This is a genomic window from Phytobacter sp. V91, from assembly GCF_965644225.1.
Lineage (GTDB): Bacteria > Pseudomonadota > Gammaproteobacteria > Enterobacterales > Enterobacteriaceae > CBFFRJ01.
Genome location: NZ_CBFFRJ010000083.1, coordinates 1 through 23,383 on the forward strand (window position 1 = coordinate 1; position 23,383 = coordinate 23,383).

Below are 23,383 nucleotides of genomic sequence, written 5' to 3' on the forward strand. Positions count from 1 at the left end.
TATCGTAGCGAGCCATAGTTCAATATGTTGTTGAAAAAGACAGTTACTATAACTCAGGTGATTAAGGGACACAGCCTAATGCCCGCAAAGGGGCAAACCGTTCGGGTGTGGGTACACGGGCGCTACAGGAGTGGTTGAGCATTTTTGAGACCACTAAGCCTGGAGTTGAGCGTCTGGCCATGCTGGCACCCGGTCATCTTAAAGCGAAAAAGCCAGAGCAGATTAAATGGCTCCCTGACTTCCTCGCACACTGGCGCAGCCGTAAAGGTCCGAACCTGAAAGAGGCATACCGTGACTTTCAGGCCGAGTGGTCTCGGGTCTATTCAGATCAGCCAGCAATGGCAGCAGCATGCCCCTCTTATGATGCCGTTCGCCGCGCCATGGAGAAGCTGCCCCGTCGAGAGAAAGCCCGTGGGCGAGTCAGTGGGTCTGAGGCGCTGGCCTTTGAGTGCTTCCAGAAACGTGACTGGTCATTAATGCCTGTTAACGGTTGCTGGATTGCGGATGGTAAGTCGCTGGAAATGAAGGTCTCACACCCTGACCATGGTCGGCCATTTACCCCGGAACTGACGCTGATTATTGATGGCCGGACACGCTTTGTTACGGGCTGGAGCCTGGCTCTTTCTGAGAGTGTCATTGCAGTGGCCGACGCTTATCGCTACGCCATGAAGCATTGCGGAAAGCCGCTGTTTGTTTATTCCGATAACGGATGTCAATGCACATCATGCCAGTGAAGTCGCGAGTGCGGATAAACAAAAAGCGGCGCTATTAACGAAAGCATCCACGGATATTTCCATTTTGCAGGATGCGGTTAATTTGGGGATGGCAGCAGACAATGATAAGTCATTGCTGACTAGTCTTCAGACTTACCGAGTGCAGCTGTATCGGGTGAATACGGATTTAGCACCAAATATTGAATGGCCAGTAGCAGGCCCTCAGGCTACCGAAGAGGGAGGTAAATAATGGCTACCCTGCCAGAAACACCATCCTGGGAATCCGGGATCCATCAACTCGAAGAGGCTGACCGTGCAAAGGCCGGTGCAGGCGGTGTGCTGAATGTTCAGGCTACTCAGTTGGCCAACAGAACCCGGTACTTGCGAGCAGCTATTCAGTCAGTTCCCGATTACCGGGAGTACACGTTTTATGTTTCACCAACTGACCCGGATGGAACTATCGCAGGGATCGCAGCGACATCACCCGGGCAGGCATTTCGTGTTGCTCAAGGTTCCGACGATGATAATTCTTTTCTTTACTATAAGAATAACTCCGGCGTTCCTTTGTTGGTAGCCCGAGCCATCGGTACAGCAGCTATTGACCGAATGTTGCCCCAATATCAACAGTTAAATAATCTGGTTGCATTATTCGTTGATACTGATGGCAATGTTCCTGTTTTTCTAAATGAGGGTTTGCTGGATGCTTTTGGACTATCCAGCAACCTTGTGGAGTATATCTTTAACAACTCTGAGCTATTTTCCGAAGTCCGTCTATTTAAATGAAGGTGACTTTGACACTCGCCGTGTTGGACCGGACTTATTGAGTTTTTTACAGGATAATCTGAATTTTCAGAAAGAAAATAAACCCTTCTCCAATGGGGCTTCTCTATGGCGCTGGTCAGCCAAGCGGTCAAAGCTCAATCAGTCTGTATCAGCTTATTGTAAGGCTGGCTGGACTGGGGACAGCTGGACTGAATGGCCCCATTTACCACAGGCAATGCTGGATATTTTAGCCAGTGAATACAATAAAGCGGGCGATGGATTGTTGCAGTTCGGTATTGATACGGGTGGCCCTGCAGGCGCGTCTGGTCAGCAAATGAGTGACATCATAATCGCAAAATCTGGCTGGTCTTCATATGACGCATCAGCCACAAGTGAGCATCCTCTTTATGGGTGTGGACCGGATGGAATGGCCATCTTCACTTCAGGTACGGTCGCCACACTTAGTTACGGTAATATTACCGCAACTTCAATCACCATAAACTACTGGGACACATCAGGTGCTTTCCGTTATCGAATTGACGGAGGCGAATGGACGGCTGTTACAGGAGCAGGCACCAACAGTGCCAAAGCCCTTATAATTAATGGCCTGTCGCTCTCTGTCCATACGATCGAGATTGATACATCTATAAACACTGGTGTAGTCAGTCTGTTAAATTTAGTTGCAAAAGGAAGTGGCAACGGGATTGAAGTTAATAAGTTAGGCAATGGCGGCATCACAGCTGATGGCTATCAAAAAGTGCTGCCTTATATCGCTTATACGGCTCAACAGCTCGACCTGGATGTGCTTTTCATGTGTATTGGCACTAATGATGCGCGAAGAACTGGTGGCTTGTCTCTGTTTGAATCATCCCTGGATGCCTGGGTTAATGCATGGAAAGCAGCATGCCCGGACATGGGCATCGTTCTTGTAATCCCTTCTCAGGGTAACAGCGGCTACGTTATTCCTATTGCAGACATTCGTGATGCCACTATCCGGGTGGCTAAAAAATACGGAGCAGAATGGTTCGATTTCAGTGCATTTATGCCTGTATGGGCTAAGGCTCGCGACGCAGGTATGTATTACGACAATTTGCATTTAACCAGTGTTGGAGCAAATTATCTTACTCATCTGGCTTGCAAAGAGTTTCTACTTTAATAAGAGGTTATTACGATGCCTGCGGTTAATCTTGGAGTGTCTCTACCTCCTCGTGATTACAGAAATATTTCTGAATTTATTGTCGATAAAATATTCGGTGAACTTCCCTACAGGAATGGACTTGTTGGTGCTTATTTCCTTTCGAATCAGACAGCAAGCCCGCTTTTGAACTATGCCAACCTTGCGCTCCCTTTAACACGAGTTGGGAATCCGGTTGTCGGTGAAAAATATGCCGCTCTGGACCACAGTAATTATTATGATACTGGATTGCCATCGACTGAAACTCTCGCAATTATGGCAATTTCACTGCCTTCAGTTTCAGTTAGCTCACAAAGCGGCGTTATCGTGTCTAATTATAGAAAGGACGCTACAACAGGAAATGCAGCCAGAGGGGATACGTTACGTGCTTTTGCAACAGGCGGTAACACCAGAGTTACACAATTCGGTGATTATTCTCCGTCTTCACCATCAGCAAATCGCGAGACATCAGGTTTGGATGTTGAGCACCTTCTTATCTCTTATGGACTTGTAACGCCTGTTGAAGGGAAGTATGTAGGGGTGGGTTACTACGATCCGGTTAATGATGCTAATTACTCGATACTGAATTCAGGGACACCAGCATACCCTCGCCATGTAGAGACAGAAAAGACTTTGCGAATTGGAACCTCAGTTTCCGACACAGAGCTATTGGGAATCTCAGCAGTGAGTGTTGTGCTTATTTTCAACCAGGATTTGGGATCAAGTGGAGTCATTGCAAATGAGCGCTGGCTGAAAGGCACATTTGGACCTCGATTTGGTTTGTGGTCCTGACACTATGTGGTGATTATTTTTGCATTATGCATAATCCGGCTTTCTATGCCGGATTTTTTATGCAAAAAATAACGTTTTTCAGTGCAGAAAATTTCGCCTCGCTACAGTGGAGTGTAAAAAACGGCTTTGTAAGTTGTTGATTTTTGACCGGTGCCCCTGGCTAGCAGCAGAAGACAGCCTGTTTAAAGTGCTTAATCGGTGAACGGGACTCGTCTGACCATTGCTACAATGATGCCATAGTTTTTTTATATACCTGTTGTTTGTGTGGACTTAATTTTGAAGGAAGTATCCATTGTTAGCGACTTTGCTTTACCGTAGCCGACTCTCTCATGCGTTGGATACTTCCTCAACTGATTGCGCTGGCCCAGCATGCAAGCCGCCGTAATACGGAACTCAATGTCACTGGCGTATTGTTGTTTGATGGCAAACAATTTATGCAGGTGCTTGAAGGGCCTGTTGCTGCCGTGAACGCAGTCTTTGAGCGTATTAACCGCGATATCCGCCATGGCAATGTGGTGGAATTAATGCGTGATTTTGCCCCTCAGCGTCGCTTCTTAAATCATGGGCTGGTGTTATTTGATTTAAGGGACAATAAGCCGGGGCAGGTTCTGCGCTCAATCCTCAGATTTGGCACACTTAAATACCATCTGGTGCGTAATGATCGGGTCTATAAGTTCATTCGTAATTTCTTGTCCTCATCGCAGAACAGGACCCCGGAGAAAGTTATTACCCCAGGCCGCTGGTCTCTGAATAACAAAAAACCACCCTTTATCAATATCAGCGCTCCGCCACAGGATAACCAGCCCTGCCAGTTTGCCTTTCAGCCGATTATTGAACCTCTGCGCGGCAATATTTCATCGCTGGAGGCGCTAATTCGTGGGCCAAATGGCGGCAGCCCAATGGAATACTTCGCCACGATCCCACTCAATAAACTGCATGAAGCTGATTTGATGTCCAAAGGCTGGGCGCTGGCGATGGTGAGGCAACTGGGTATCGGAAATCATAAAATTGCGATTAACCTGCTGCCGATGTCACTGGTTAAAATTCCGGGGGCGGTGGACATTTTGCTGGATCATATCACCCGCAATAAGCTCGATCCTGGACAGGTGATCGTCGAAGTGACGGAAGATGAAGTGATTTCCAGTTACGATGAATTTACGTCTGCCATCCGCCAACTGCGCGCGGCAGGGATCGGCCTGGCCATTGATGACTTTGGTTCTGGTTTCGCAGGGCTGTCACTGCTGGCGAAGTTTCAGCCGGACAAACTGAAAATCGACCGCACCATCGTCACCGACATTCATAAGCACGGGCCAAAACAGGCCATTGTTAAAGCGATTATTGATTGCTGCGCAGAAATGCAAATAGCCGTGGTGGCAGAGGGTGTGGAAAAGATAGAAGAGTGGTGCTGGCTTGAAGCGGCGGGCATTGAACGTTTTCAGGGATTTTTGTTTGCCCGCCCCGTTCTTAACGGCGTCTCTGCTATCAACTGGCCCCAGAAAATCGACGACTGATCCCTCGTCGGGAAGAGGGAGATTACCCCGTTTATTCTTTTTTTATTTCGACGGGTTCCGTGGTCGACAGAATAAAATCACGCAAAGAAAATCACTCTCTCGCTGAAAATGATATTCACCATCATACTTTCGCGTTTCCAGACTTAATTTTCTTATAAATCAGCATATTTTCATGCTTAACTGGAAAAGCTGGATGTCTACACAAGGGAGAATACATGAAGATTAACAAACATATTTCGGGCGCGCTCGCGCTGGACTCCTCCCTGGGTCGTAGCATCACCTTTTTTATGGTCGCCTTATTGTTCGCCGGCGTGGCGACCAGCAGCTGGACGTTAACCCGCTCATGGGAACGCGCTATTGAGGATACTGAACGCAGCGCCATCAACCTCTCCGTCTCTCAGGCCCGTCAGGCAGAAGATACCTTTTTGCAGGCGGAACTGGCGCTGCGTGATATTCGCCGCAGTATTCCGGCACAGGGGGTCTCTGCAATTGACACTAAACACTTCGACACCCTGCTCGCCGATCTAAAAGACCGTCTGCCACAACTGCATGGCCTGTTTATTTATGATGCGCAGGGAAATATGAAAGCCACGGCGCTGGGCCATTTTCCGCAGATAACCAATAACAGCGATCGGGAATACTTTCTTTATCATCGCCGCAACGGGCACAGTAATGTGCATATCGGGCAGGTGATCAGCAGCCGTTCAACCGGCGAACTGGTGATCCCGGTTTCCATGCGCATCAGCGACGTGGCGGGGGGATTTGCGGGAGTGGTGCTGGCGACCATTCGTGTGGATTATTTCCGTCATTTCTACAGCTACTTCGAGCTGGAAAACCGTGACCTGCTGGCGCTGTTGATTACCGATGGCACCGCGCTTTATGTCCGGCCATTCCCCGACGATATTATCAACCGTAATCTTTCCGCCAGCCCGCTGTTTACCCGTGAACTGGCCAGAAAAGATCGGGGTAACGCCACCTGGGTGTCGACGCTGGATCACGTTGAGCGTATTTACGGATTTGCCCGCCTTGAGCGCTATCCGCTGGTGGTGGCGGCGGGTTACGACAAGCCTGCGCTGTGGAATCGCTGGTTCAAAGACAGCCTGCCGGACTTGATCCTTAATGCCTTGCTGCTTTGCGGCACATTATTAATGGGGACCATTGTCTTTCGTCAGGTGCGGATGAACGTTAAAAATCAAACTGAGCTGACGGTGCTGCGGGATGAGTTGACCAGTATTAACCATACTCTGCAACTGATGGCGCTGGCGGATGGCCTCACCGGGCTTGCTAATCGCCGACAGTTCGATCTGTTTTTGACCCAGAGCCTTAAGGCCTCGGCGTTGAACAAAAAGCCCGTTTCTCTGGTGATGATGGATATTGACTTCTTCAAACGCTACAACGATTTTTACGGCCATGTTGCCGGTGACAGTTGTCTGCGTATGGTGGGTGAAATCATCCAGAAAATGAAACTGAGAAATGCGGATCTGATTGCCCGTTACGGTGGCGAAGAATTTGCCATTATTCTGCCGGACACCGGCCCGGAAGCGGCGCTGTTTGTGGCGCGCCAGGCGGTGACTGCCGTCAGGATGGCAAAAATCCCCCATGCGGAATCCGCTGCGGATAATAAAGTGGTTACCATCAGCGCAGGCTGTTTCTCCTTGATCGGTTCCGGCACGGAAGATGACGCTAATCGCTTAAAAGAAGGGGCAGACAAAGCACTGTACCTGGCAAAAATTCAGGGTCGGGATCGCGCTCTGGCGACGACCGAATAAGCCTGAGCCCTCTGCTTGTTACTGGCAGAAGGGCTCAGAGTTACGCATCCAGCACTTTGGTCAGCCAGTGGCGTTGAATACCTTTTTCCGGGAAGTCATCAAGCGTCATTTTAAGGTGATACCCCAGTTTCTGGTAAAAGGGGAGAGCCTGAAAGCTAAAGGTATCAACCATCGCGTTCAGGCAGCCGTGTTGTACCGCTTCCTTTTCTGCCGCGCGCATCAGCTCGGTGCCCAGGCCCGTTCCCCGTACCGTTTCACTTACCCATAAATAGCTGATGCACAGCCATTCTCCTTTACGGCTGCCGATCAGGCCCCCGGTCATTGTTCCTTCGGCATCACGGCAGAAGACGCCGAGCGGCCCCCACTGGCGGTTATGAATAAACGGCGTGTTGAACGCTCGCAAACCATTCAGCAACTCTTCCTGATCCTGCTCGCTAACCTCGGTTGTTACCTGTAAAAACATGACTGTCACCGTTTTAATCGTTAAACATAATATCTTTCGCACGGGCCTCCGGTTTACCCGGTACGACCAGCGACGAACAGTCGTTACGCGGGGCTTTACCGCTTTGTAGACTGCGCACAAAAGCCAGCTCATCGGCAAATGCCGAATTGACGGTTCCGTTGTGGGTTATCCCGGAGTAAGTCTTCCATTCCACGGCATCATTCTGGGCACAGATAGCGGCCACCGCCGCGTATTGCTGGCGTGGCGCGATGGTACGATCCGCAAGGCCCGTTGCGATAAACAGTGGCGCAGGAAATCGCTGCTGACGCATATCGGTGACGGAGGTGAGCGCGGCATCAATGTGCGCTTTGCCCCCCACAAAGGCCGTATCAGCATCAAGGTGCTGGCCGCGTTCGAACTGCCCCAAATCCCGTACGCAGGATGTTTTCGCCATCGCCAGTAACGTCCGGCCTTGCTCCGTCACCAGGGTCTCTGCCGCAGGCCCGTTATCTGGAAGAGAACCCCCGAGCAGTCGGAGCATATCGAAACGGGCCGGGGCTTTATGCTGATGCGCATTATCCCGCTTCACCGGACCATCTGGAAAGGTGACCACCACGCTGGTGGCGATCGTGGCCTGGAGGTTTAACTCCGGGGCATAGTCCGGGGCAATACGGCTGGCCCCCAGCGATGCCCCGGAGCCCTGTGACTGGCCGCTAATAATGAGCTGATTAGCAAGACGCTCAGGGTAAGCCTGTAGAGCGGAACGTACCGCATCGAGAACGGAACGGCCTTCCGCTTCCCAGATCAGGTAAGGGTGAGGTCCGGGGCCACCAAGTCCCTGGTAGTCGGTCGCCACGACGGCAAAGCCTTGCTTTAGCCATTGATTAATATAGGTAGCATCACGAGGGATATGCGTTGTCCATGATGGGGCGCAGACATCCGCCACTCCCAGCGTACCGTGCGCCCAGGCAACAATCGGCCAGCCTCCTGTCGGAGGAGTTCCTTTGGGAAGATACAGCGTCTCGGAGACAGGAATAATGCCTGCATTCCAGCGGACATCCCGGGATGTATAGAGAATACGGCGCATCACCGCGGCGTCGGTTATCTGCGCCTGGGCCGTCATAGGCTCTTCACGCAGCATTTTGCCGGGCGTTGCGGGAAGAGACGAATCCCAGCGATAGAAGGGGGATAATGGCCTATCGCAGACATCCGGGCCGGTTGGTAAATCCGCCAGTGCGGATGCAGGAACGGCGCTCAGGAGCAGGGCGGCCAGCGTGTGGCGTAGTAACATTTTGATAGTTAGCATAGGGTAAGTGTTCAGGATGAATTTCCTGCTCGTTGTATGTTATTGATGCATAATACGGAAAATTAAAAAGGAGCAACAGAACAATGCTGAACAGATTAAAAGAACGCTATCCTGGCGCGGTGTCATGGGCCTTTGGTGATTCGCCTGAGATGGCAGATGAACTCGTGGCCCTGGTGATTAACGGAGTCAAGACCGCCACCTGTAGCGCCTTTGCCAGCTATACCGATAATGACCCGTTACCGCAAATAGGTAGTTACAACATACTTCTTAATGGATCAGGGGAGCCGGTCTGCGTGATCCGTATCAATACGCTTTGTCTGGTACGCTTTAATGAGGTCACCGCGGAGCGGGCGCGCAAAGAGGGCGAAGGTGATTTAAGCCTGAGTTACTGGCAACGTGGGCATCAGGCCTTTTTTACCCGTGAGGGCAATTTCTCTGAAGAGATGGAGCTCTTATTCGAAGAGTTCGAGCTGGTCGAAATCGTACAGAGCATCTGATGTCAGGTTAATGCAGTCATGATGAAGCAGAATACAGGATCAAAAAGCGAACGCCCTCTGTAATCGACGGGCGTCCGTATAGTGTATTTATGGGCTCAAGGCGCTGTTAACTCAGTTTCTCAACATGAACGGGCATTCAGAGCATAACCTTTTCGGGCGCTTTGCCAGGCAAGAAAAGCCAGCCCCAGAGCAATAAATGACAGGATGGCTCCGGCCCAGTTTGGCGAAACAAAGCCAAAACCTGCGGCAATGGTCGCCCCTCCGGCCCACGCACCCAATGCGTTACCCAGGTTAAACATGCCAATGTTCACCGCCGCTGCCATTGTTGGAGCCCCCGCCTGGCTGGCGCGATCCATTACTAATTTTTGAATCGGCGAGACAGTTGCAAAACCGAATGCCGCCATCAGGAATACCGATGCTCCTACGATAAGCGGACTTTTCACACCTGCCCAGAAAATTAAGAGCACGGCCCCTTGTGCGGCAAGTGTGACGAAAAGCGTGCCAAACAGCGAACGATCTGCGAAGCGCCCGCCAAACCAGTTGCCTACCGCCAGCCCAAGACCGAAGAGCACCATCAGCCCGGCGACGTCACTGGCGGAGAAACCCGCCTCCTCAGTCATCATCGGAGCAATGTAGGTAATGGAAGTAAAAAAGGCCGCCGGTCCGAAGACAGTAATCCCCATAACAAGCAGAACCTGTGGATCGACAAATGCACGTAGTTCCGTTTTCAGGGCGATAGGCTTCCCTTTTTCAATATGAGGGATCAGCAGAACGATACTCAGGATTGTCAGCAGACCGATACCCGTAATGCCCCAGAAAACCACTCTCCAGCTAAAGGTCTGAGCAAGCCAGGTGACGACCGGAACGCCAACCAGATTAGCCAGCGTCAATCCTGAAAACATAAAGGCAATGGCACTGGCCTGCCGTCCCGGAGCAACCAACGAGGCGGCGATAATCGATCCAATGCCAAAAAAGGCACCGTGATTGAAGGATGTGATGACGCGTCCTGTAATCGCAATGGACAGCGTTGGCGCAATCGCGGTGATGACATTACCGAGGGTAAAAATGATCGCCAGTGCTATAAGCGTGGTTTTACGAGGAATGCGGGCCCCCACAACCGTCATCAGAGGTGCTCCGACAAAAACACCGAGTGCATAAGAGGTCGCCATCGATCCGGCGGACGGGATACTGACCGCAAATTCAGCGGCAATTTGCGGGAGAATACCGGCAATGACGAATTCAGTCAGACCTATCCCGAATGCGCCGACGGCGAGGGCGAAAAGTGCGATGGGCATTACAACTCCGTTTAATATCTATTGCTGAATGGTATAAGGTGTAATTAATTATATTCATATTATTATTCTGAGAGTGAAGCTAAATGGGCATGTCTGATCAAGAAAAAGATGGCGTTAAGCATATGAAGCACAAACCAGTGGAACTTGATGCAATTGACCGAAAAATATTAGGCGCCTTAGCCGAAAATGCCGGGCGAAGTTATACCGAACTCAGTGAAATTGTGAATCTTTCAGCCCCTGCTGTTCACGATCGGGTGAAGAGACTGAAGCGTGATGGAGTGATAAAGGGAACGGTTGCGATACTGGATGGCTGCAAACTTGGTCGGACGTTATTAACCTTCCTCGTGATTGATACCAGTAGCTATCATGCGACGCGAGCTCTTCTTCAGTTCACCAACCGCCGCGAAGTTGAGGAACTGCATACCGTTGCCGGTGATGGTTGCGTACTGCTAAAAGTCAGGGCCGCTGATACCGAATCCCTCGAGAATTTTCTGATGGAGATCCAGAGCGTTGAAGGCGTCCGCTCTGTTCGCAGCTATATCGCACTCTCTACTTTCCTGGAGCGTGGTCCTTCTCCTGACTAATTTATAGATCGCCGCGATGTCTTAGGTCTGCGCATGAATGTGATTACGCCTTGTGTTCGCTCATCTTTTTTGCCGACTTCAGTCGACTGACGCTCAATATAATGGCGACGACTGTCGCCAGCGTGGCTACCCACAAAGCCACCCGGATGGCCAGAGCCTGGTCGGTCAGTAAAGAGAGAATAACCCCGACAAATGCCGCACCGAGGCACTGACCGAAGGTACGCATGATGGCCAGCACGCCAGAGGCATAACTGCAGTGCTCCCGGGAAGCGCTGGCGAGCATTTCCCGATTATTCGGACTTTGAAAGCAGCCGAATCCAAGCCCACAAACTAATCCGCGCAGACAGATATCCCACCAGGCTGCCGGATCCGTCAACCGGGCCAGTAACATCAGACCGAGAGCAAAGAGACCTAAGCCAAAGGTAGATATCAGTGCGGATGAGTATTTATCTGCCAGTCGTCCAGCCTGAGGCGCGGCAATGATGATGCCCACCGGCCAGGCGGTGAACAACAGCGCGGAGCTAAAAGCGCTGTAGCCATACACGCTCTGGAATAGAAAAGGCAGCGCGACAAAGGTCATCCCCTGACTGACAAATGAAGCCAGCGAAGTCAACGCCGCCAGGGAAAATCGTGATGAAGAGAATAACGTCAGGGGTAACAGCGGGTTTACTGCCCGCCGCTGACGACGGACAAACATCAGCCCGGCGATTGCCGCAATTACGGCGTAAAAACTGGCACTAAGCAGAGCATCAACATGCTGGTTGCTGAGATGAGCAAAAGCATCTGAACCCATGATCAAAGCACCCAGCAGGATGGCAGACCAGAATGCGCCCTGAATATCAAAAGGACCGGATACAGGGCTTCGTTTTGCCGGAAGCACGCGTAAGGCCAGAGTCAGAGCAAGGAGGCCGGGGAGAATATTAAGCGCAAATAACAGCGGCCAGCCCACGGCGCTCAGCAAAGTACCACCGAGTACCGGGGCAATGGCGGTACTGCCGGCAATGAGTAAAGCATTGACCCCGAGAATACGCCCCAGTAACCGATTGGGGAAGATTGAGCGCAGGATGGCCGGAGCAATACTCAGCGTTGCCGCTCCGCCGATCCCCTGTAATACCCGCATGATAACCAGCATGTCGAGCGAGGTGGATAACGCACAGCCCAGAGAGGACAGGGTAAAGAGCAGCAAACCGGCGCTGAATAATCGGCGAAAACCGGTGCGCACGGCCAGGAACGAAAAGATGGCGAGCGTCATGGCGGCTGACAGCAGGTAGCCATTGACGACCCACACCGCGTCCGCCGCTGAAACCTGAAGTGCTGCGGCAATTTGCGGCAGGGCGATATTGACCATCGAGCCGTCAAACACCGCCATGGTAGTGCAGGTCATCACCGCCGCCATCGCCAGAAAACGTTCCCGGGCAGGTAAACCTTCATCGCCCGCTTTATCAGTAAATAATTCCATCCAAACCTCTGCGTCAATTCATCTGCTCAAACTATACTGTCGGGATATACAAGGCGGAAGACGCAGCAGTTGCACTTATAACCTGCACCAGACGCCATATCTGAACGACTATTCCAGGATGCTTTGCACAATGACTGAACCGGACCTCAATCTACTTTTCGCCCTCGATGCGCTGCTGGCGGAGAAAAGCGTGGCCGGTGCAGCCCGCCGCTTACATCTCAGCGCTTCTGCCATGAGTCGAACCTTAAGCCGCCTGAGAGAGACCACCGGCGACCCGCTATTGGTGCGGGCAGGGCGCAATATGGTGCTCACACCCTATGCGCAGAGCATTCGGGAACGGACGCAAAACGCCGTATTTGAAGCCCGGTCATTGTTACGCCCTACGGCACCTGAGCTGAATATCTCCGGGCTGGAGCAGTTATTCACCCTGCGCGCAAACGAGGGTTTTGTTGAAGCGCTGGGGCCGATGTTAATTGCCGAAGCGGCGGCTATTGCGCCGGGTATCACCCTGCGGTTTAGCGGAAAGCCGGAAAAAAGTGCCCGGCCTCTGCGGGAAGGGTTAGTGGATCTTGAGATTGGCGTTGCAGGTGAAATGGGGCCGGAAATTCGCGTTCAGGCGTTGTTCCGGGACCGTTTTGTGGGCGTGGTGCGGCGCACGCATCCACTGGCGCAACAAAATAAGGTGACAGTGTCACAATATACCGCTTATCGTCATGTGGTGGCATCACGCCGGGGAGCGCTGCATGGCCCCGTTGATACCGGGCTGGCAGAGTCGGGTTTAACGCGTAAAATCGCCGCCATTGTTCCTGGTTTCCCGGCCGCCCTGGCGGTAGCCCGCAGTACCGATCTTATCGCCCTGGTGCCGGCTTCTTTTCTGCTCAACCTTGCGGCTCCCGAAGCCTTTCATATTTTTGAGTTACCCGTTAAAACTCAGGGTATTACCATCTCGCAAATGTGGCATCCGCGCTCAGAGGTGGATCCTGCCCATCGCTGGCTGCGGCAATTTATGCGCGATATGTGCCAGCGTTTAGTGGCTGACAGGCAGCAGGCTCCTGAATGTCCGTCTGACTAACGGTTCCTGCTGTCGAACAATAAGGAAATGATGATGAATGCTGCGCACTGTATTAATGAATATGGCCAACCCGTTGGCGAGGCGCTACCTGACTGGAAACCCGTTACTCTGCCTGCGGGCGAGGTGTTAAACGGCCGGTTTTGCCAGTTGATCCCCCTTGAAGTCGCGCATAGCGAGGCGCTTTTTAACGCATTTTCCACCGCGCAGGACGATCGTGACTGGACGTGGCTGGGTGCTGAACAACCGGTAACAGTGGAGCAAATGCAGGCCTGGGTCAGTCACAAAATCGAGGATCCTCAGTTGGTTCCCTATACGGTGATCGACAAAATGCGTAATCAGCCGTCAGGCGTGGTGTGTTACAGCGCGATTGACACCAGCAATGGGGCACTGGAGATAGGTCATGTGACCTGGTCAGTGTTAATGCAGCGGCGGGTGACGGGAACGGAAGCTCTTTTTCTGCTGCTCAGCCACGCGTTTGGTTTGGGCTATCGTCGGGTGGCCTGGCGTTGCGACTCGTTAAACACCGCTTCCCGACGAGCGGCCGAGCGAATCGGTTTCACTTTTGAAGGGCGATTTCGGCAGGTGATGACCCGGAAACAACGCAACCGTGATACGGACTGGCTCTCCATTATTGATCGTGAATGGCCAGCAATTTCAGCAGCGATATCCACGTGGCTGGGCGAGGATAATATGGATAAACACGGCGTCCAGAAACACAAGCTGGACAGGTTCCTCCTGTAAGGAATTGAGTACGAAACAGTGCGTCCCTACCAGAAAATATGGGGAAGGGGATTTATGCATAAAGTTTATGCTGAGAATGTCGTTTTACAGTGCAATGCTCTGATTTCATCGGGCAAGGATCCGTTTCGGAATGCAAAAGGAATAATTAATGCAAGTTAAAACCGGCAATACTCAAAATCCCCTTATTAGCTATACCTCTACAACAACAACGGCGCAAAAGAACGAATCGACCTCATCGGCAAAAACAACGACTGCAAGTACCGCCACCCAGACCAGTTTTTCCAGCCTGGCGAGTCTGCTGAGTGACGCCGCAACCCGCGCGGAAAAACGTGATGCCACCAGCAGCCGTGCTCAGTTGCAAACGATGGCGGAAGCGCTATTAAATGTGATTGATGGCCCGGTCTACACGCAGAATAAAGCCAAACACGATCAGGAAGTACCGGATACCAACAGCACTGAACTGCTGCAATTAGCGACCAAAGCGACAGACTTCCTCAATGGCAAAACGACCAACCCGTTTGCCGGTATGCAGCGTGAACAGCTTTCCCTGATTGCCTACGATGACGGATCGTCATTTACCGTAAATGAACGACGCGCCGCTCTGAAAGAAATTGGCGTTCAGGAAGATAAGTGGACACAGAGCTTTATCAGCTCTGCGCAAAAAGAGATCGGCGCCACCGGCACTTATAAAAAGTCTTACGCTGAGCTGTTGAACCATTATCGTGAACTGCCGGCGATAGAGCAGGCGCAATACTCCGCCGATCTTGAGCAAAACCTGGTCAATAAGATATCGAGTAAAACCAGCAGCAACAGCAAAGACACGGTATTTACTGATGCACTGCTGACGATGCAAAAACAGCAAATTTCCTCTATGCGGATGCAAATCTCCTCCCTGAGCTTGTTTTCACTGGCGGCCAGCCGTTAATCGTGGATAAGGTACAGCCCGCTTTCTGCGGCTGTACCGCCTGTTCAGTATTGCGCACAGCGAAAAGAGCCAGTATGGTGTGCGCAATTTAGTCCCCGCGCAGGAAACCCTCAATGCATGCCGCAAAAGATCCTTTACATGGTATTACCCTGGAAGCGTTATTGAACGCCCTGGTGGCAAAATATGGCTGGGGTGAACTGGCGAAGCGCGTCAGCATTAACTGCTTTAAAAATGATCCGAGTATTAAATCCAGCCTTAAGTTTTTGCGTCGCACGCCCTGGGCGCGCAGCGAGGTAGAGGCGCTTTATATTGACTCCCTTGAAGACGAGACTGCCGCAGATGCCGAAAATCCATGGGGTAACTGGCAGAGTCGCAACAACGATCGGGCGGAGTAATAAAAGGGGATTGTCTAATGGCAGACAAAGACAGGGAGCTTGCTGCGTTATACCTCATTGAGCACAAACGCCTTGAACGCCAGATTAGCCGCCGGGTGGGGTGCCGCAGTACCGCCAGCGATTTGGTGCAGGATATTTTTTTACGCCTGCTGGAAAAAGCCGATGAGTGGAAAGGTAATTCAGCCGCTTATCTGAGCCGCTGCGCACGCAATGCCGCCATTGACCATCTGCGTACCGAGAAAACCCGGGGGAGTTACCTGCATGATATTGCTGCCGGGTCGGGCGAGGAGCAATCCGTATCCCCGCATGAAATCGTCTGCGCACAGGAAAATCTCCGCCATATTGATGAAGCGCTGGCATCTCTGCCGCAAAAAACGCGGCATATCTTCCTGCTAAACCGGGTGCACGGGCGAAGTTTTTCTGAGATAGCCGAAGTGATGGGCATATCATCGCGGGCAGTCGCCAAACATATGGCGCGCGCCGTTGCAGCCTGTGAAGAGCCATCGCTAAAGGGAGTGAATGATGCCGACTAACCCCGTTCCTTCAGATGCGGAGATCCGTGCCGAAGCACGCCGCTGGTTTCTGATTTTGCAGGACAATCCATCACGCTTTCAGCGGGCAGCCTGTCATCGATGGCGGCTGAGTCATCCTGCGCATGAAGAAGCCTGGATCGCCATTGAGGCCGTCTGGCAGGACACTGCCGTTCCCGGCCAGCAACTTGCTGACAAAGAAGCTGATACCCTGGCGCAGTATCTGGCGGCGATGGATAACAATCGCCATCGGCATAATCGCAGGCGCAGGATGGCAACTGGCGGAGCAGTTTGTATGCTGCTGCTGTTGCTGACGGCAGGATGGTTGCAGAATCCGTCATGGATTGAGAATTTCTCCGCCGATCAGGTTTCCGCCAGGGGAGAGCGCCGGGTTGTGGCCCTGGCGGATGGATCCAAAGTGCTGCTGGATGCGGACAGCGCGTTCAGGGTTGATATCACAGCAGAGCATCGTCGCGTTCATCTGTTGCGAGGAGGCGCATTTTTCGATGTCGTCTCATCCGCCACGCCGTTTATTGTTGAGACTGAAGCCGGAAATGTACGTGTATTGGGCACGCAGTTTGATGTGCGGTTGCTGGACAATAGCGCCGTCGTTACCCTGGCGCGGGGCAGTGTAGCCGTTAGCAGCAACGGCCAGCCGCAGGCAACCATTATCAAACCCGGCCAGCAAGTGGCCTTCAGTGAGCAGGGCGTTGAGACTCCGACAAAAGTCGATCTCCAGGATGCGATGGGGTGGCACGCTGGTCGCTTTACTTTCTACCGAGCCCGTCTTGCCGACGTGGTGCGAGAGGTCGGACGTTATCGTCAGGGGAGGATCATTATGCCTTCGGCGACGCTGGCGGAACAACGTGTTACGGGCAGCTTTTCGTTGGCCGATACGGATAAAGCGCTGGACGCACTGCAGGCCAGCGTGGGCTTCAGAATGCATAAAATGACAAATTACCTGGTGATAATCTCAGAGTAAAAATCTTTCATTTACAATATGTTGTGATTTTTTTAATAAAAAACGCATTTTTCAGGTTCAGTGGTAAGCCTTCTCGTTCGTGATAGTAGTGAAAATGATAATAATTATTGTTTCCATTTAATCGAACTGTCAGAACAGAATAAGGCGCGTTCATGAATAAGAAAAAACTCTCTCCTGCGGGCTATACGCTTGCATCGGCGTTGCTGGTATGCGCAGGAGGAAGGAGTACGGCGATTGCTGACGTTCAGCAACTGCTGACACAGCAATTCAGTTTTAATCTGCCGGCAAAACCGGTTATCCAGTCTGTTAATGAAATTGGTCGAATCGCCGGCCTGTCCGTGGTATTCCGCGAAGACAAGCCGATCACGGAGACGGGCAGACCCGTGCAGGGAAGAATGAGCGTAGACCAGGCGCTGAGCACGCTGTTGAGCGGCAGCGGACTGGGCTACCGTTTCAGCAATGACGGCACGCTACAAATTTTCACCCTGTCAGCAAACGCCGCAGCCAGCGATACCATTGTGGTCAAAGCCAGCAGTAACGGCAGACTCGGACCGGTGAATGGTTATGTCGCCAGTAACAGTGCGGGCGCAACCAAAACCAATACGCCACTACTGAAAACACCGCAGTCGGTAAGCGTGATCACCCGCGAGCAGGTGGATGCTCAGGGGGCGCAAAGTCTGAGCCAGGCGCTGCGCTATTCGGCGGGTGTGGCGGCGGAAGTCAGGGGATCGGCATCGCGTTACGACTTACCTTATATTCGCGGCTTCGGGTCGCCGAACGATGGTAACCAGTATCTGGATGGTCTGCGCCTGCTGCGCGGCGGCGGTTACGCTATCCCACAGATTGAAACCTATGCCATTGAGCGCATTGATTTTCTTAAAGGCCCGTCCTCCACTCTTTATGGCGGCGTTAACCCCGGCGGGCTGATTAACGCGGTGTCAAAAGCACCGTCCAGCGAGTCTCAGCATTCGGTAGAGATGCTCTACGGTAGCCATAAACATATGCAGTTGGGGCTGGATTCAACCGGGCCGCTGACGGACGATAATACAGTGCTGTACCGCCTTATTGCGCTGGGTAAAAAGTCGGACACGCAGGTCGTTAACACCAAAGAGGAACGCTTTTTCGTCGCACCCACGCTTACATGGATCCCGGATGTTGATACCTCTTTCACCTTTAACTTGAGTTATCAGCGCGATCCGGAAGGCGGCTACTACGGCATATTACCCACCGTCGGCAGCCTGTGGTCGAGCCCTGCCGGGCAGATCTCGCGTCATTTTAACGACGGCGATCCCGAATATGATGAGTTCAGCCGTACCCAGACGACGGTAGGCTACCAGTTTGAACACCGGCTGAATGACACCTGGACAGTACGCCACAAACTGCGTTATCTCGATCTGACCACCGTCACCAAAAGTCTTGGAACCGCTGCTCTGGCGGCGGACGGCCACACTATATCCCGTTATGCACTTGGTACTGATGAAACATTACGCGGCGTAACCTCCGATCTGCAACTGCAAGCGGAATTCGATACCGGGCGTTTCTCACATACTCTCGTCTCCGGCTTTGACTATCAGGAATCCACCTGGACACAGATCCGCGATTACGGCGCAGCGCCATCAATTGACTATCTGAACCCGGTATACGGTGTGGCAAACAACCTGACGCTTACGCGGATTAGCAATCAAAAACAGTACATTACCCAGTCAGGATTGTATCTGCAGGATCAGATTGATTTTGAAAACTGGACTCTGGTTACCGGCGGGCGCTATGACAATGCCCGCACCCGTACGGATAACCACTTAGCCAGCACGCGTAGCGTCCAGCAAGATGATGCCTTCAGCGGCAAAGTTGGGGTCATTTACAACTTTGACAACGGCATTGCGCCCTACATCAGCTACTCAACCTCATTCCTGCCGGTTACCGGCAGCGACAGTAACGGCCGGGCATTTACACCGACCACCGCGCAGCAGCGGGAAATAGGCTTGAAATATCAGCCAGCCAGCTTCGATGCGCTCTTTACACTGGCCTGGTTTGATATCACCCAGAAAGACGTGGTGACTTATGCTAACGCCTATACCTCGTACCAGACGGGGGAGCAGCGTTCACGCGGCCTCGAGTTTGAAGCCAAAATGGCGGTCAACGACAACATCAATGTGACCGGCGCTTTCACCTACACCAAAGCAAAAGTGGAGAAAGGGCTGGCGTCTGATGTGGGTCAGCGCCCGATCGGTATTCCAGACTACACCGCATCATTGTGGGCGGACTATGCCTTCCATCAGGGGCTGCTGCAAGGCGTGACGATCGGCGCAGGCGCGCGTTATGTCGGGGAAACCGTAGGGGGCTATTCGCCCAATGTCTACACGGCCAACGCCGCCCGCCTTGATGTGCCGGGGTTCACGCTCTTTGATACCGCGCTCAGCTACGATTTTGGCAAACGTTCATCCACGCTTAAAGGTCTGAGTACCCGACTGAGTGTGAATAATCTGTTTGATAAAGAGTATGTTACCTGCATGTCCAACAATTTCTGCAACTACGGCAACGAGCGTGTAGTGAATCTGTCCGTTAACTACCGCTGGTGATGCCGATGAACCTAAATCTGCAACCGGATACGGGTAGGGTCCCTGATAACAACGGACAACTGGCTGTCCTGCTGGCTATTAGCGCGCTTTACATCAGCTTTGGTATGACCATCGGGCTGATTCAGGGCGGTTTTCCCACCATTATGCGGGCTCAGGGAATGAGCCTTGGGGCGGTGGGGTGGCTATATGCGCTTTATCTGCCCTTTGGCGTGGCGTTTCTGTGGTCTCCGCTGATCGATCGCTGGCGGCCGCCGTTTTTAGTACCAGAGCTGGCCTGGATCGTACCGATGCAACTGCTCTGCGTGCTGAGCGTGGCAACGGTTGCGCTGCTGGAGGGCGCTGCGCTGAGCCTGCTCTTTACGCTGGGTCTGCTGGTCGCATTTGCGATGGCGACCATGGATATCGCCCTGGATGCGCTGGCCGTTGAACGTATCAGCGCAGGCTGGCGACCACGTGCCGCAGCCTGCAAACTGGCGGCACTTTCCATCGGGGCGATGATCGGCGGCGGGATCTTTGTGGCGCTGTACCCCCCGTTAGGCTGGACAGCCATTTTTCTGAGTTATGCCGCATTGCTGCTGTTGTTGATGGTACCGGCGCTGTTTCTCGGCAAAGCGACATCGCATTCGGCAAAGACGGAGGAGCAGAAAAAACAGGGCGCCAGTCTGCAAAAGCTACTGCGCAATCCGGTTCAGCGCCGGAGGCTGATATTGCTGACATTGACCTGCTGCGTGATATTTCCACTATCTGCGCTTAATCGATTGATGTTAGTCGATTTAAACGTACCAATGGAAACGATCGGCAGTCTTGTCGGTACGTTAGGGCCGATAACCATGCTGTTGACCGCCTGGATATCAGCGCCACTGATGCGTCGCTATGGATTGCCCCTGGCGATGATGATATTTACCGGCCTGGGGATACTGGCGCTGGCGGCAATGACCCTGGGCTATCTCTTCACTCAATCCTGGATTGCTGTTGCGGGCACTATCGGTATTGGGGCCGCGGTCAGCGGCATTTTCGTTGTCCTAAGCGCCAGAATTCTGGGCTGGTCACGGGGCAATCAACCGGCAACCGACTATGCCATGTTTTATGGGGTGGGGCGTTTTGCCAGCACGCTGGCGACGATTGCCGTTTCGCAAATGGTCGCGTTGATTAACTGGCCGTTGTTCTATGTGGGCGGCGCGATGGCGCTGCTGGTTGTTGTTGGATTACTGCGTACTTCTGTGCAAGAAAAGGAATAAGAATATGTGTTCAAAAAACGTTTACGACGGTGAAAATCCTGACACCGAGATTTTTGATATTAGCCAGTGGCCGATGGTGTTTATTCGTTTTCCCCAGCTTAATATGCCGGACAGAACCCAACGCTTGTTGCCGAATCAGTTCCCGCAAAATCTTGTGGAAAGTGTATTTAATGGAATAAGGCAGCAATGCAGGCGTCTGGCTGAATGATGAGAATGAGGCCAATGTCCACAAATAGACATTAGTATTGAGCTACTACATCATTGGTGCGCATAATGTACGACTCGTTATGTTGAAAAGGCCGCTGCGAAAATCGAATCCCGCAGCGGCCTCTTTAGCATAACGTCATTGTGCGAACCAAATATAATGCGTTTATGTTACTCTCCGCCTAGTCTGGCGATGTCGAACATATAAATCCGTTCTTTTTTAGAATGAAGAGGGAATGTGCAAAAATGAATATAATCTGGTTTAATTATTTTGGACCAAACTCTAGTATAGAGTTTCTCAGTTTGTAATTCGACGGACACTGAATTTAAGTCTAGATCATAACACTCAGAGTATGTTGCATGTGCTGGACTAGGAAATGTATCTTTATAAATCTTATTGTATTCAGGGCTAAAGTATCTAATTAATGCTGCCTCTGTGAAATTAATTCTTTGTCGCGCTGTTATTTCATTGCTAAGTACATTATTTATATGTTGGTCATCCTCTTCTAATGTTGTCCCATAGTTTTCAGAACGACCATCCATACTTATTAGTAAATACGGGTTCTCAAAATCGGTGAGAATCAACCATATTTCTTGATCAGGAGTATTCTTCATCGCTTGCGCATAGATATTTTGTAACGTTGAGTGAGCTGCTAGTCTATCTGCTGCGCTACGGTCACCATCGCACCCAAATGATTGACCTATATAGATAATCTCTAAATCAATATGCTCCTGTGCTTCATATCCTAAGCACGACAACATCAGCAATACAGATTTACCTTCGGATATTACATCATTGTTTTCATCCCTGATTTTAAATTCGGTATAGGGGTACTCACACTCTAGGGAGACATTAGATGTCTCTAGCAGATTCTTAGTGACAAAGGGAATATCTATATATTTATCTTTAACCTGCTTCCTAAATAATCCTGTAACTTCGCTTTCCGTAAACTTAACCGACTCAGGAACTAAAGTAATTCTTGGTCGCCTGCATATGAAATAAATATGAGGTGAGAAATCCTTGTATATTGGGTTATTAATGTCATTCACATCATCCAAGTGCTCTTGTTGCAATAATACATGCCTGGCGCCAAGCATATTCATTCCGAATTCAGTAATGAACTTTCTTTCTGACATATTATTTATCCTTAAATTGTAAAAGCATCTTTTGTAATTCTGATTTTATCGAAATAATTTGGCTATTTTGTTACCAGTAATAAGAATTCCTTCTGTGCCACCAATAAAGGAGCCCGTATCCAACGATAAGAATCCCGAAGAACATCAGAGACATTCCCCAGCCGGTCCCGTACCACGAAACCATATCATCGAAAACCAACCCACCCATTTCACGTACTCCAGCTGCTTCCTTAAGAATTGGTTTGAATACCGGAATCAGAAAGGCGATAGCCAGTGGTGTACCCCAGCGAACAAGGCCTGTTTCCATTTTGATCCCGAAAAAGATCCCGCCGCCGACAACAAGAAGCCAAAAAATCAGGTTTGGCGCTGTTTCCAGAGCTGTTTGCCATTCAACATCGAATGTCTTCATCAGCCAGGCCATAATAGCTAAGAAGAAAATGGCAACACCGCCTAAAACCAGTACAACGGCGTCCGCATCATTATTTCTGCTCATTTCATCGTCCTTTTGATATGTTCAAAAATCACTCAAATCTGGAACGTGCAGTGTAGGTAATACTGCACGTTTGTACCATTCGTGGTACTCATCCCTTGTTTTTGGAAGACATTAAATCTTCTGCGGCATCTTTAGAATAATTATCAATTAGATAACCTAAAATCTCTGTCCATGTGATTGTTTTTCCTAGTTTTACGCTGGCATTTATAGCCAGACGCTCAAGTTTCATCTTTCTTTCTTCCGTCACGTTATAAGTCGTACGTTTTGCCATGTCTCATGCTCTTTTAGTACCAGATTTGAAAAGAGTATACACGCTCATGAACTCATACCTTCCAAGCCTCTTGAACTCACTAGTTCATAAGTGTAAGGTAACAATTCAAATGAACTAGTGAACTCATGTGTTAATAAGTATTCATTTTTGCATTTTTAAGGATTTATTTTGATCGATTGGCTTACCGGGGTTTTCCCTTGCACACACAAACCGCTTCCGGCGGGTAGTGTCGTCAGCGTTGATGCTGACGGTGCAATCGAGTGGGAAACCGTTAAGCGATTGACTGTGCGCGGCTCACATGAATCAACCCTAAAGGTTCGATCTGTAGGATCAAACGGTGAGGGTAAAGCGACTCATTTGTATATCGATGGTAATCCATCCAAGTTTTTACAGGGGCATTCTGTGGTCGGCTCGGATGATATGCAGGGATTGATGTTAAGGAAGGTGCGATTTAATCGGTGGGGTTCAGTGGAGTCCTTATCTGTATTAGCCTTACCTTAGCTGAGCTGTAT

General features: G+C 51.1%; 24 protein-coding genes and 2 pseudogenes. 19 read left to right on the forward strand and 7 right to left on the reverse strand.

The window, feature by feature from the left end; genetic code table 11:
• Positions 1-134 precede the first annotated feature (134 nt).
• From ACSZO4_RS16690 to ACSZO4_RS16720, 7 genes and pseudogenes are all read left to right on the forward strand, one after another.
• Positions 135-734, forward strand: coding sequence for a hypothetical protein (locus tag ACSZO4_RS16690; RefSeq protein WP_437890146.1), 600 nt, complete (start codon positions 135-137; stop codon positions 732-734).
• Complete coding sequence (locus ACSZO4_RS16695; protein WP_437890147.1) at positions 691-963, forward strand: tail fiber assembly protein; 273 nt, start codon at positions 691-693, stop codon at positions 961-963. The genes ACSZO4_RS16690 and ACSZO4_RS16695 overlap by 44 nt, the downstream gene beginning before the upstream one ends.
• Entirely contained in the window at positions 963-1,496 is a 534-nt protein-coding gene (locus ACSZO4_RS16700) for a hypothetical protein (protein ID WP_437890148.1), read from the forward strand. The genes ACSZO4_RS16695 and ACSZO4_RS16700 overlap by 1 nt, the downstream gene beginning before the upstream one ends.
• A complete protein-coding gene (locus tag ACSZO4_RS16705; RefSeq protein WP_437890149.1) occupies positions 1,414-2,631 on the forward strand; it encodes an SGNH/GDSL hydrolase family protein in 1,218 nt (405 codons plus the stop codon). Before ACSZO4_RS16700 ends, ACSZO4_RS16705 begins: the two co-directional genes overlap by 83 nt.
• Before the next feature lie 15 nt (positions 2,632-2,646).
• Positions 2,647-3,441, forward strand: coding sequence for a hypothetical protein (locus ACSZO4_RS16710; protein WP_437890150.1), 795 nt, complete (start codon positions 2,647-2,649; stop codon positions 3,439-3,441).
• Between the two features lie 292 nt (positions 3,442-3,733).
• A pseudogene (locus tag ACSZO4_RS16715) lies at positions 3,734-4,952 on the forward strand (diguanylate phosphodiesterase).
• A 215-nt stretch (positions 4,953-5,167) separates the two neighbouring features.
• A complete protein-coding gene (locus ACSZO4_RS16720) occupies positions 5,168-6,721 on the forward strand; it encodes a diguanylate cyclase (protein ID WP_437890151.1) in 1,554 nt (517 codons plus the stop codon).
• Between the two features lie 40 nt (positions 6,722-6,761).
• Here ACSZO4_RS16720 and ACSZO4_RS16725 read toward each other — a convergent pair whose 3' ends face one another.
• Both ACSZO4_RS16725 and ACSZO4_RS16730 read right to left on the reverse strand, forming a co-directional pair.
• Positions 6,762-7,184 carry a GNAT family N-acetyltransferase gene (locus ACSZO4_RS16725; protein ID WP_437890152.1) on the reverse strand — a complete coding sequence of 141 codons (423 nt, stop codon included), beginning with the start codon at positions 7,182-7,184 and terminating at the stop codon, positions 6,762-6,764.
• 13 nt (positions 7,185-7,197) lie between these two features.
• Positions 7,198-8,469: a lipase family protein gene (locus ACSZO4_RS16730; protein WP_437890153.1), complete on the reverse strand. Its 1,272-nt coding sequence runs from the start codon at positions 8,467-8,469 to the stop codon at positions 7,198-7,200.
• 83 nt (positions 8,470-8,552) lie between these two features.
• Between ACSZO4_RS16730 and ACSZO4_RS16735 the strand changes: the two genes are divergently transcribed.
• Positions 8,553-8,966: an ASCH domain-containing protein gene (locus tag ACSZO4_RS16735; RefSeq protein WP_437890154.1), complete on the forward strand. Its 414-nt coding sequence runs from the start codon at positions 8,553-8,555 to the stop codon at positions 8,964-8,966.
• 119 nt (positions 8,967-9,085) lie between these two features.
• Here the strand turns inward: ACSZO4_RS16735 and ACSZO4_RS16740 are convergent, their stop codons facing one another.
• A complete protein-coding gene (locus tag ACSZO4_RS16740; protein ID WP_437890155.1) occupies positions 9,086-10,261 on the reverse strand; it encodes an MFS transporter in 1,176 nt (391 codons plus the stop codon).
• An 83-nt stretch (positions 10,262-10,344) separates the two neighbouring features.
• Here ACSZO4_RS16740 and ACSZO4_RS16745 point away from each other — a divergent pair, with 83 nt between their 5' ends.
• Positions 10,345-10,845: an Lrp/AsnC family transcriptional regulator gene (locus tag ACSZO4_RS16745; protein ID WP_437890156.1), complete on the forward strand. Its 501-nt coding sequence runs from the start codon at positions 10,345-10,347 to the stop codon at positions 10,843-10,845.
• 43 nt (positions 10,846-10,888) lie between these two features.
• On the opposite strand, the gene ACSZO4_RS16750 is transcribed toward ACSZO4_RS16745, so the two are convergent.
• Positions 10,889-12,304, reverse strand: coding sequence for an MFS transporter (locus tag ACSZO4_RS16750; RefSeq protein ID WP_437890157.1), 1,416 nt, complete (start codon positions 12,302-12,304; stop codon positions 10,889-10,891).
• 130 nt (positions 12,305-12,434) lie between these two features.
• Between ACSZO4_RS16750 and ACSZO4_RS16755 the strand changes: the two genes are divergently transcribed.
• From ACSZO4_RS16755 to ACSZO4_RS16795, 9 genes are all read left to right on the forward strand, one after another.
• On the forward strand, positions 12,435-13,376 hold the full coding sequence (locus ACSZO4_RS16755) for a LysR family transcriptional regulator (RefSeq protein WP_437890158.1): 942 nt from the start codon (positions 12,435-12,437) through the stop codon (positions 13,374-13,376).
• A gap of 27 nt (positions 13,377-13,403) precedes the next feature.
• Positions 13,404-14,117, forward strand: a complete 714-nt coding sequence (locus ACSZO4_RS16760) for a GNAT family N-acetyltransferase (protein WP_437890159.1) — start codon at positions 13,404-13,406, stop codon at positions 14,115-14,117.
• 148 nt (positions 14,118-14,265) lie between these two features.
• A complete protein-coding gene (locus ACSZO4_RS16765) occupies positions 14,266-15,042 on the forward strand; it encodes a hypothetical protein (RefSeq protein WP_437890160.1) in 777 nt (258 codons plus the stop codon).
• 113 nt (positions 15,043-15,155) lie between these two features.
• Complete coding sequence (locus tag ACSZO4_RS16770; protein ID WP_437890161.1) at positions 15,156-15,437, forward strand: VF530 family DNA-binding protein; 282 nt, start codon at positions 15,156-15,158, stop codon at positions 15,435-15,437.
• A gap of 17 nt (positions 15,438-15,454) precedes the next feature.
• Positions 15,455-15,970: an RNA polymerase sigma factor gene (locus ACSZO4_RS16775; protein ID WP_437890162.1), complete on the forward strand. Its 516-nt coding sequence runs from the start codon at positions 15,455-15,457 to the stop codon at positions 15,968-15,970.
• The gene (locus ACSZO4_RS16780; RefSeq protein WP_437890163.1) at positions 15,957-16,949 is read left to right on the forward strand and encodes a FecR family protein; all 993 of its coding nucleotides are present in this window, start codon (positions 15,957-15,959) and stop codon (positions 16,947-16,949) included. The genes ACSZO4_RS16775 and ACSZO4_RS16780 overlap by 14 nt, the downstream gene beginning before the upstream one ends.
• Positions 16,950-17,101: 152 nt before the next feature.
• Positions 17,102-19,528: a TonB-dependent siderophore receptor gene (locus ACSZO4_RS16785; protein ID WP_437890164.1), complete on the forward strand. Its 2,427-nt coding sequence runs from the start codon at positions 17,102-17,104 to the stop codon at positions 19,526-19,528.
• Between the two features lie 5 nt (positions 19,529-19,533).
• The gene (locus tag ACSZO4_RS16790; protein ID WP_437890165.1) at positions 19,534-20,766 is read left to right on the forward strand and encodes an MFS transporter; all 1,233 of its coding nucleotides are present in this window, start codon (positions 19,534-19,536) and stop codon (positions 20,764-20,766) included.
• 4 nt (positions 20,767-20,770) lie between these two features.
• The gene (locus ACSZO4_RS16795) at positions 20,771-20,974 is read left to right on the forward strand and encodes a hypothetical protein (protein WP_437890166.1); all 204 of its coding nucleotides are present in this window, start codon (positions 20,771-20,773) and stop codon (positions 20,972-20,974) included.
• Positions 20,975-21,141: 167 nt separating this feature from the next.
• On the opposite strand, the gene ACSZO4_RS16800 is transcribed toward ACSZO4_RS16795, so the two are convergent.
• The 3 genes from ACSZO4_RS16800 to ACSZO4_RS16810 form a co-directional block, all read right to left on the reverse strand.
• Positions 21,142-22,107, reverse strand: a complete 966-nt coding sequence (locus ACSZO4_RS16800) for a hypothetical protein (protein ID WP_437890167.1) — start codon at positions 22,105-22,107, stop codon at positions 21,142-21,144.
• 70 nt (positions 22,108-22,177) lie between these two features.
• Positions 22,178-22,600 (reverse strand): hypothetical protein, encoded by a 423-nt coding sequence (locus ACSZO4_RS16805; RefSeq protein ID WP_437890168.1) that lies wholly within the window; start codon positions 22,598-22,600, stop codon positions 22,178-22,180.
• Between the two features lie 88 nt (positions 22,601-22,688).
• Positions 22,689-22,871, reverse strand: coding sequence for a hypothetical protein (locus ACSZO4_RS16810; RefSeq protein ID WP_437890169.1), 183 nt, complete (start codon positions 22,869-22,871; stop codon positions 22,689-22,691).
• 168 nt (positions 22,872-23,039) lie between these two features.
• On the opposite strand from ACSZO4_RS16810, the pseudogene ACSZO4_RS16815 reads away from it, so the two are divergent.
• Positions 23,040-23,309: pseudogene (locus ACSZO4_RS16815) on the forward strand (phage/plasmid replication protein, II/X family); the annotation flags it as partial.
• Positions 23,310-23,383: the final 74 nt, after the last annotated feature.

What these genes read in the sequence shown, in the direction of transcription:
- ACSZO4_RS16755 (WP_437890158.1), top strand. Translation starts at nt 12,435, where the DNA reads ATGACTGAACCGGACCTCAATCTACTTTTCGCCCTCGATGCGCTGCTG.
- ACSZO4_RS16740 (WP_437890155.1), bottom strand. Translation starts at nt 10,261, where the DNA reads ATGCCCATCGCACTTTTCGCCCTCGCCGTCGGCGCATTCGGGATAGGT.
- ACSZO4_RS16710 (WP_437890150.1), top strand. Translation starts at nt 2,647, where the DNA reads ATGCCTGCGGTTAATCTTGGAGTGTCTCTACCTCCTCGTGATTACAGA.
- ACSZO4_RS16735 (WP_437890154.1), top strand. Translation starts at nt 8,553, where the DNA reads ATGCTGAACAGATTAAAAGAACGCTATCCTGGCGCGGTGTCATGGGCC.
- ACSZO4_RS16810 (WP_437890169.1), bottom strand. Translation starts at nt 22,871, where the DNA reads ATGGCAAAACGTACGACTTATAACGTGACGGAAGAAAGAAAGATGAAA.
- ACSZO4_RS16775 (WP_437890162.1), top strand. Translation starts at nt 15,455, where the DNA reads ATGGCAGACAAAGACAGGGAGCTTGCTGCGTTATACCTCATTGAGCAC.
- ACSZO4_RS16795 (WP_437890166.1), top strand. Translation starts at nt 20,771, where the DNA reads ATGTGTTCAAAAAACGTTTACGACGGTGAAAATCCTGACACCGAGATT.
- ACSZO4_RS16760 (WP_437890159.1), top strand. Translation starts at nt 13,404, where the DNA reads ATGATGATGAATGCTGCGCACTGTATTAATGAATATGGCCAACCCGTT.
- ACSZO4_RS16745 (WP_437890156.1), top strand. Translation starts at nt 10,345, where the DNA reads ATGGGCATGTCTGATCAAGAAAAAGATGGCGTTAAGCATATGAAGCAC.
- ACSZO4_RS16800 (WP_437890167.1), bottom strand. Translation starts at nt 22,107, where the DNA reads ATGTCAGAAAGAAAGTTCATTACTGAATTCGGAATGAATATGCTTGGC.
- ACSZO4_RS16705 (WP_437890149.1), top strand. Translation starts at nt 1,414, where the DNA reads ATGCTTTTGGACTATCCAGCAACCTTGTGGAGTATATCTTTAACAACT.
- ACSZO4_RS16725 (WP_437890152.1), bottom strand. Translation starts at nt 7,184, where the DNA reads ATGTTTTTACAGGTAACAACCGAGGTTAGCGAGCAGGATCAGGAAGAG.
- ACSZO4_RS16765 (WP_437890160.1), top strand. Translation starts at nt 14,266, where the DNA reads ATGCAAGTTAAAACCGGCAATACTCAAAATCCCCTTATTAGCTATACC.
- ACSZO4_RS16805 (WP_437890168.1), bottom strand. Translation starts at nt 22,600, where the DNA reads ATGAGCAGAAATAATGATGCGGACGCCGTTGTACTGGTTTTAGGCGGT.
- ACSZO4_RS16720 (WP_437890151.1), top strand. Translation starts at nt 5,168, where the DNA reads ATGAAGATTAACAAACATATTTCGGGCGCGCTCGCGCTGGACTCCTCC.
- ACSZO4_RS16780 (WP_437890163.1), top strand. Translation starts at nt 15,957, where the DNA reads ATGATGCCGACTAACCCCGTTCCTTCAGATGCGGAGATCCGTGCCGAA.
- ACSZO4_RS16730 (WP_437890153.1), bottom strand. Translation starts at nt 8,469, where the DNA reads ATGCTAACTATCAAAATGTTACTACGCCACACGCTGGCCGCCCTGCTC.
- ACSZO4_RS16785 (WP_437890164.1), top strand. Translation starts at nt 17,102, where the DNA reads ATGAATAAGAAAAAACTCTCTCCTGCGGGCTATACGCTTGCATCGGCG.
- ACSZO4_RS16750 (WP_437890157.1), bottom strand. Translation starts at nt 12,304, where the DNA reads ATGGAATTATTTACTGATAAAGCGGGCGATGAAGGTTTACCTGCCCGG.
- ACSZO4_RS16700 (WP_437890148.1), top strand. Translation starts at nt 963, where the DNA reads ATGGCTACCCTGCCAGAAACACCATCCTGGGAATCCGGGATCCATCAA.
- ACSZO4_RS16770 (WP_437890161.1), top strand. Translation starts at nt 15,156, where the DNA reads ATGCATGCCGCAAAAGATCCTTTACATGGTATTACCCTGGAAGCGTTA.
- ACSZO4_RS16790 (WP_437890165.1), top strand. Translation starts at nt 19,534, where the DNA reads ATGAACCTAAATCTGCAACCGGATACGGGTAGGGTCCCTGATAACAAC.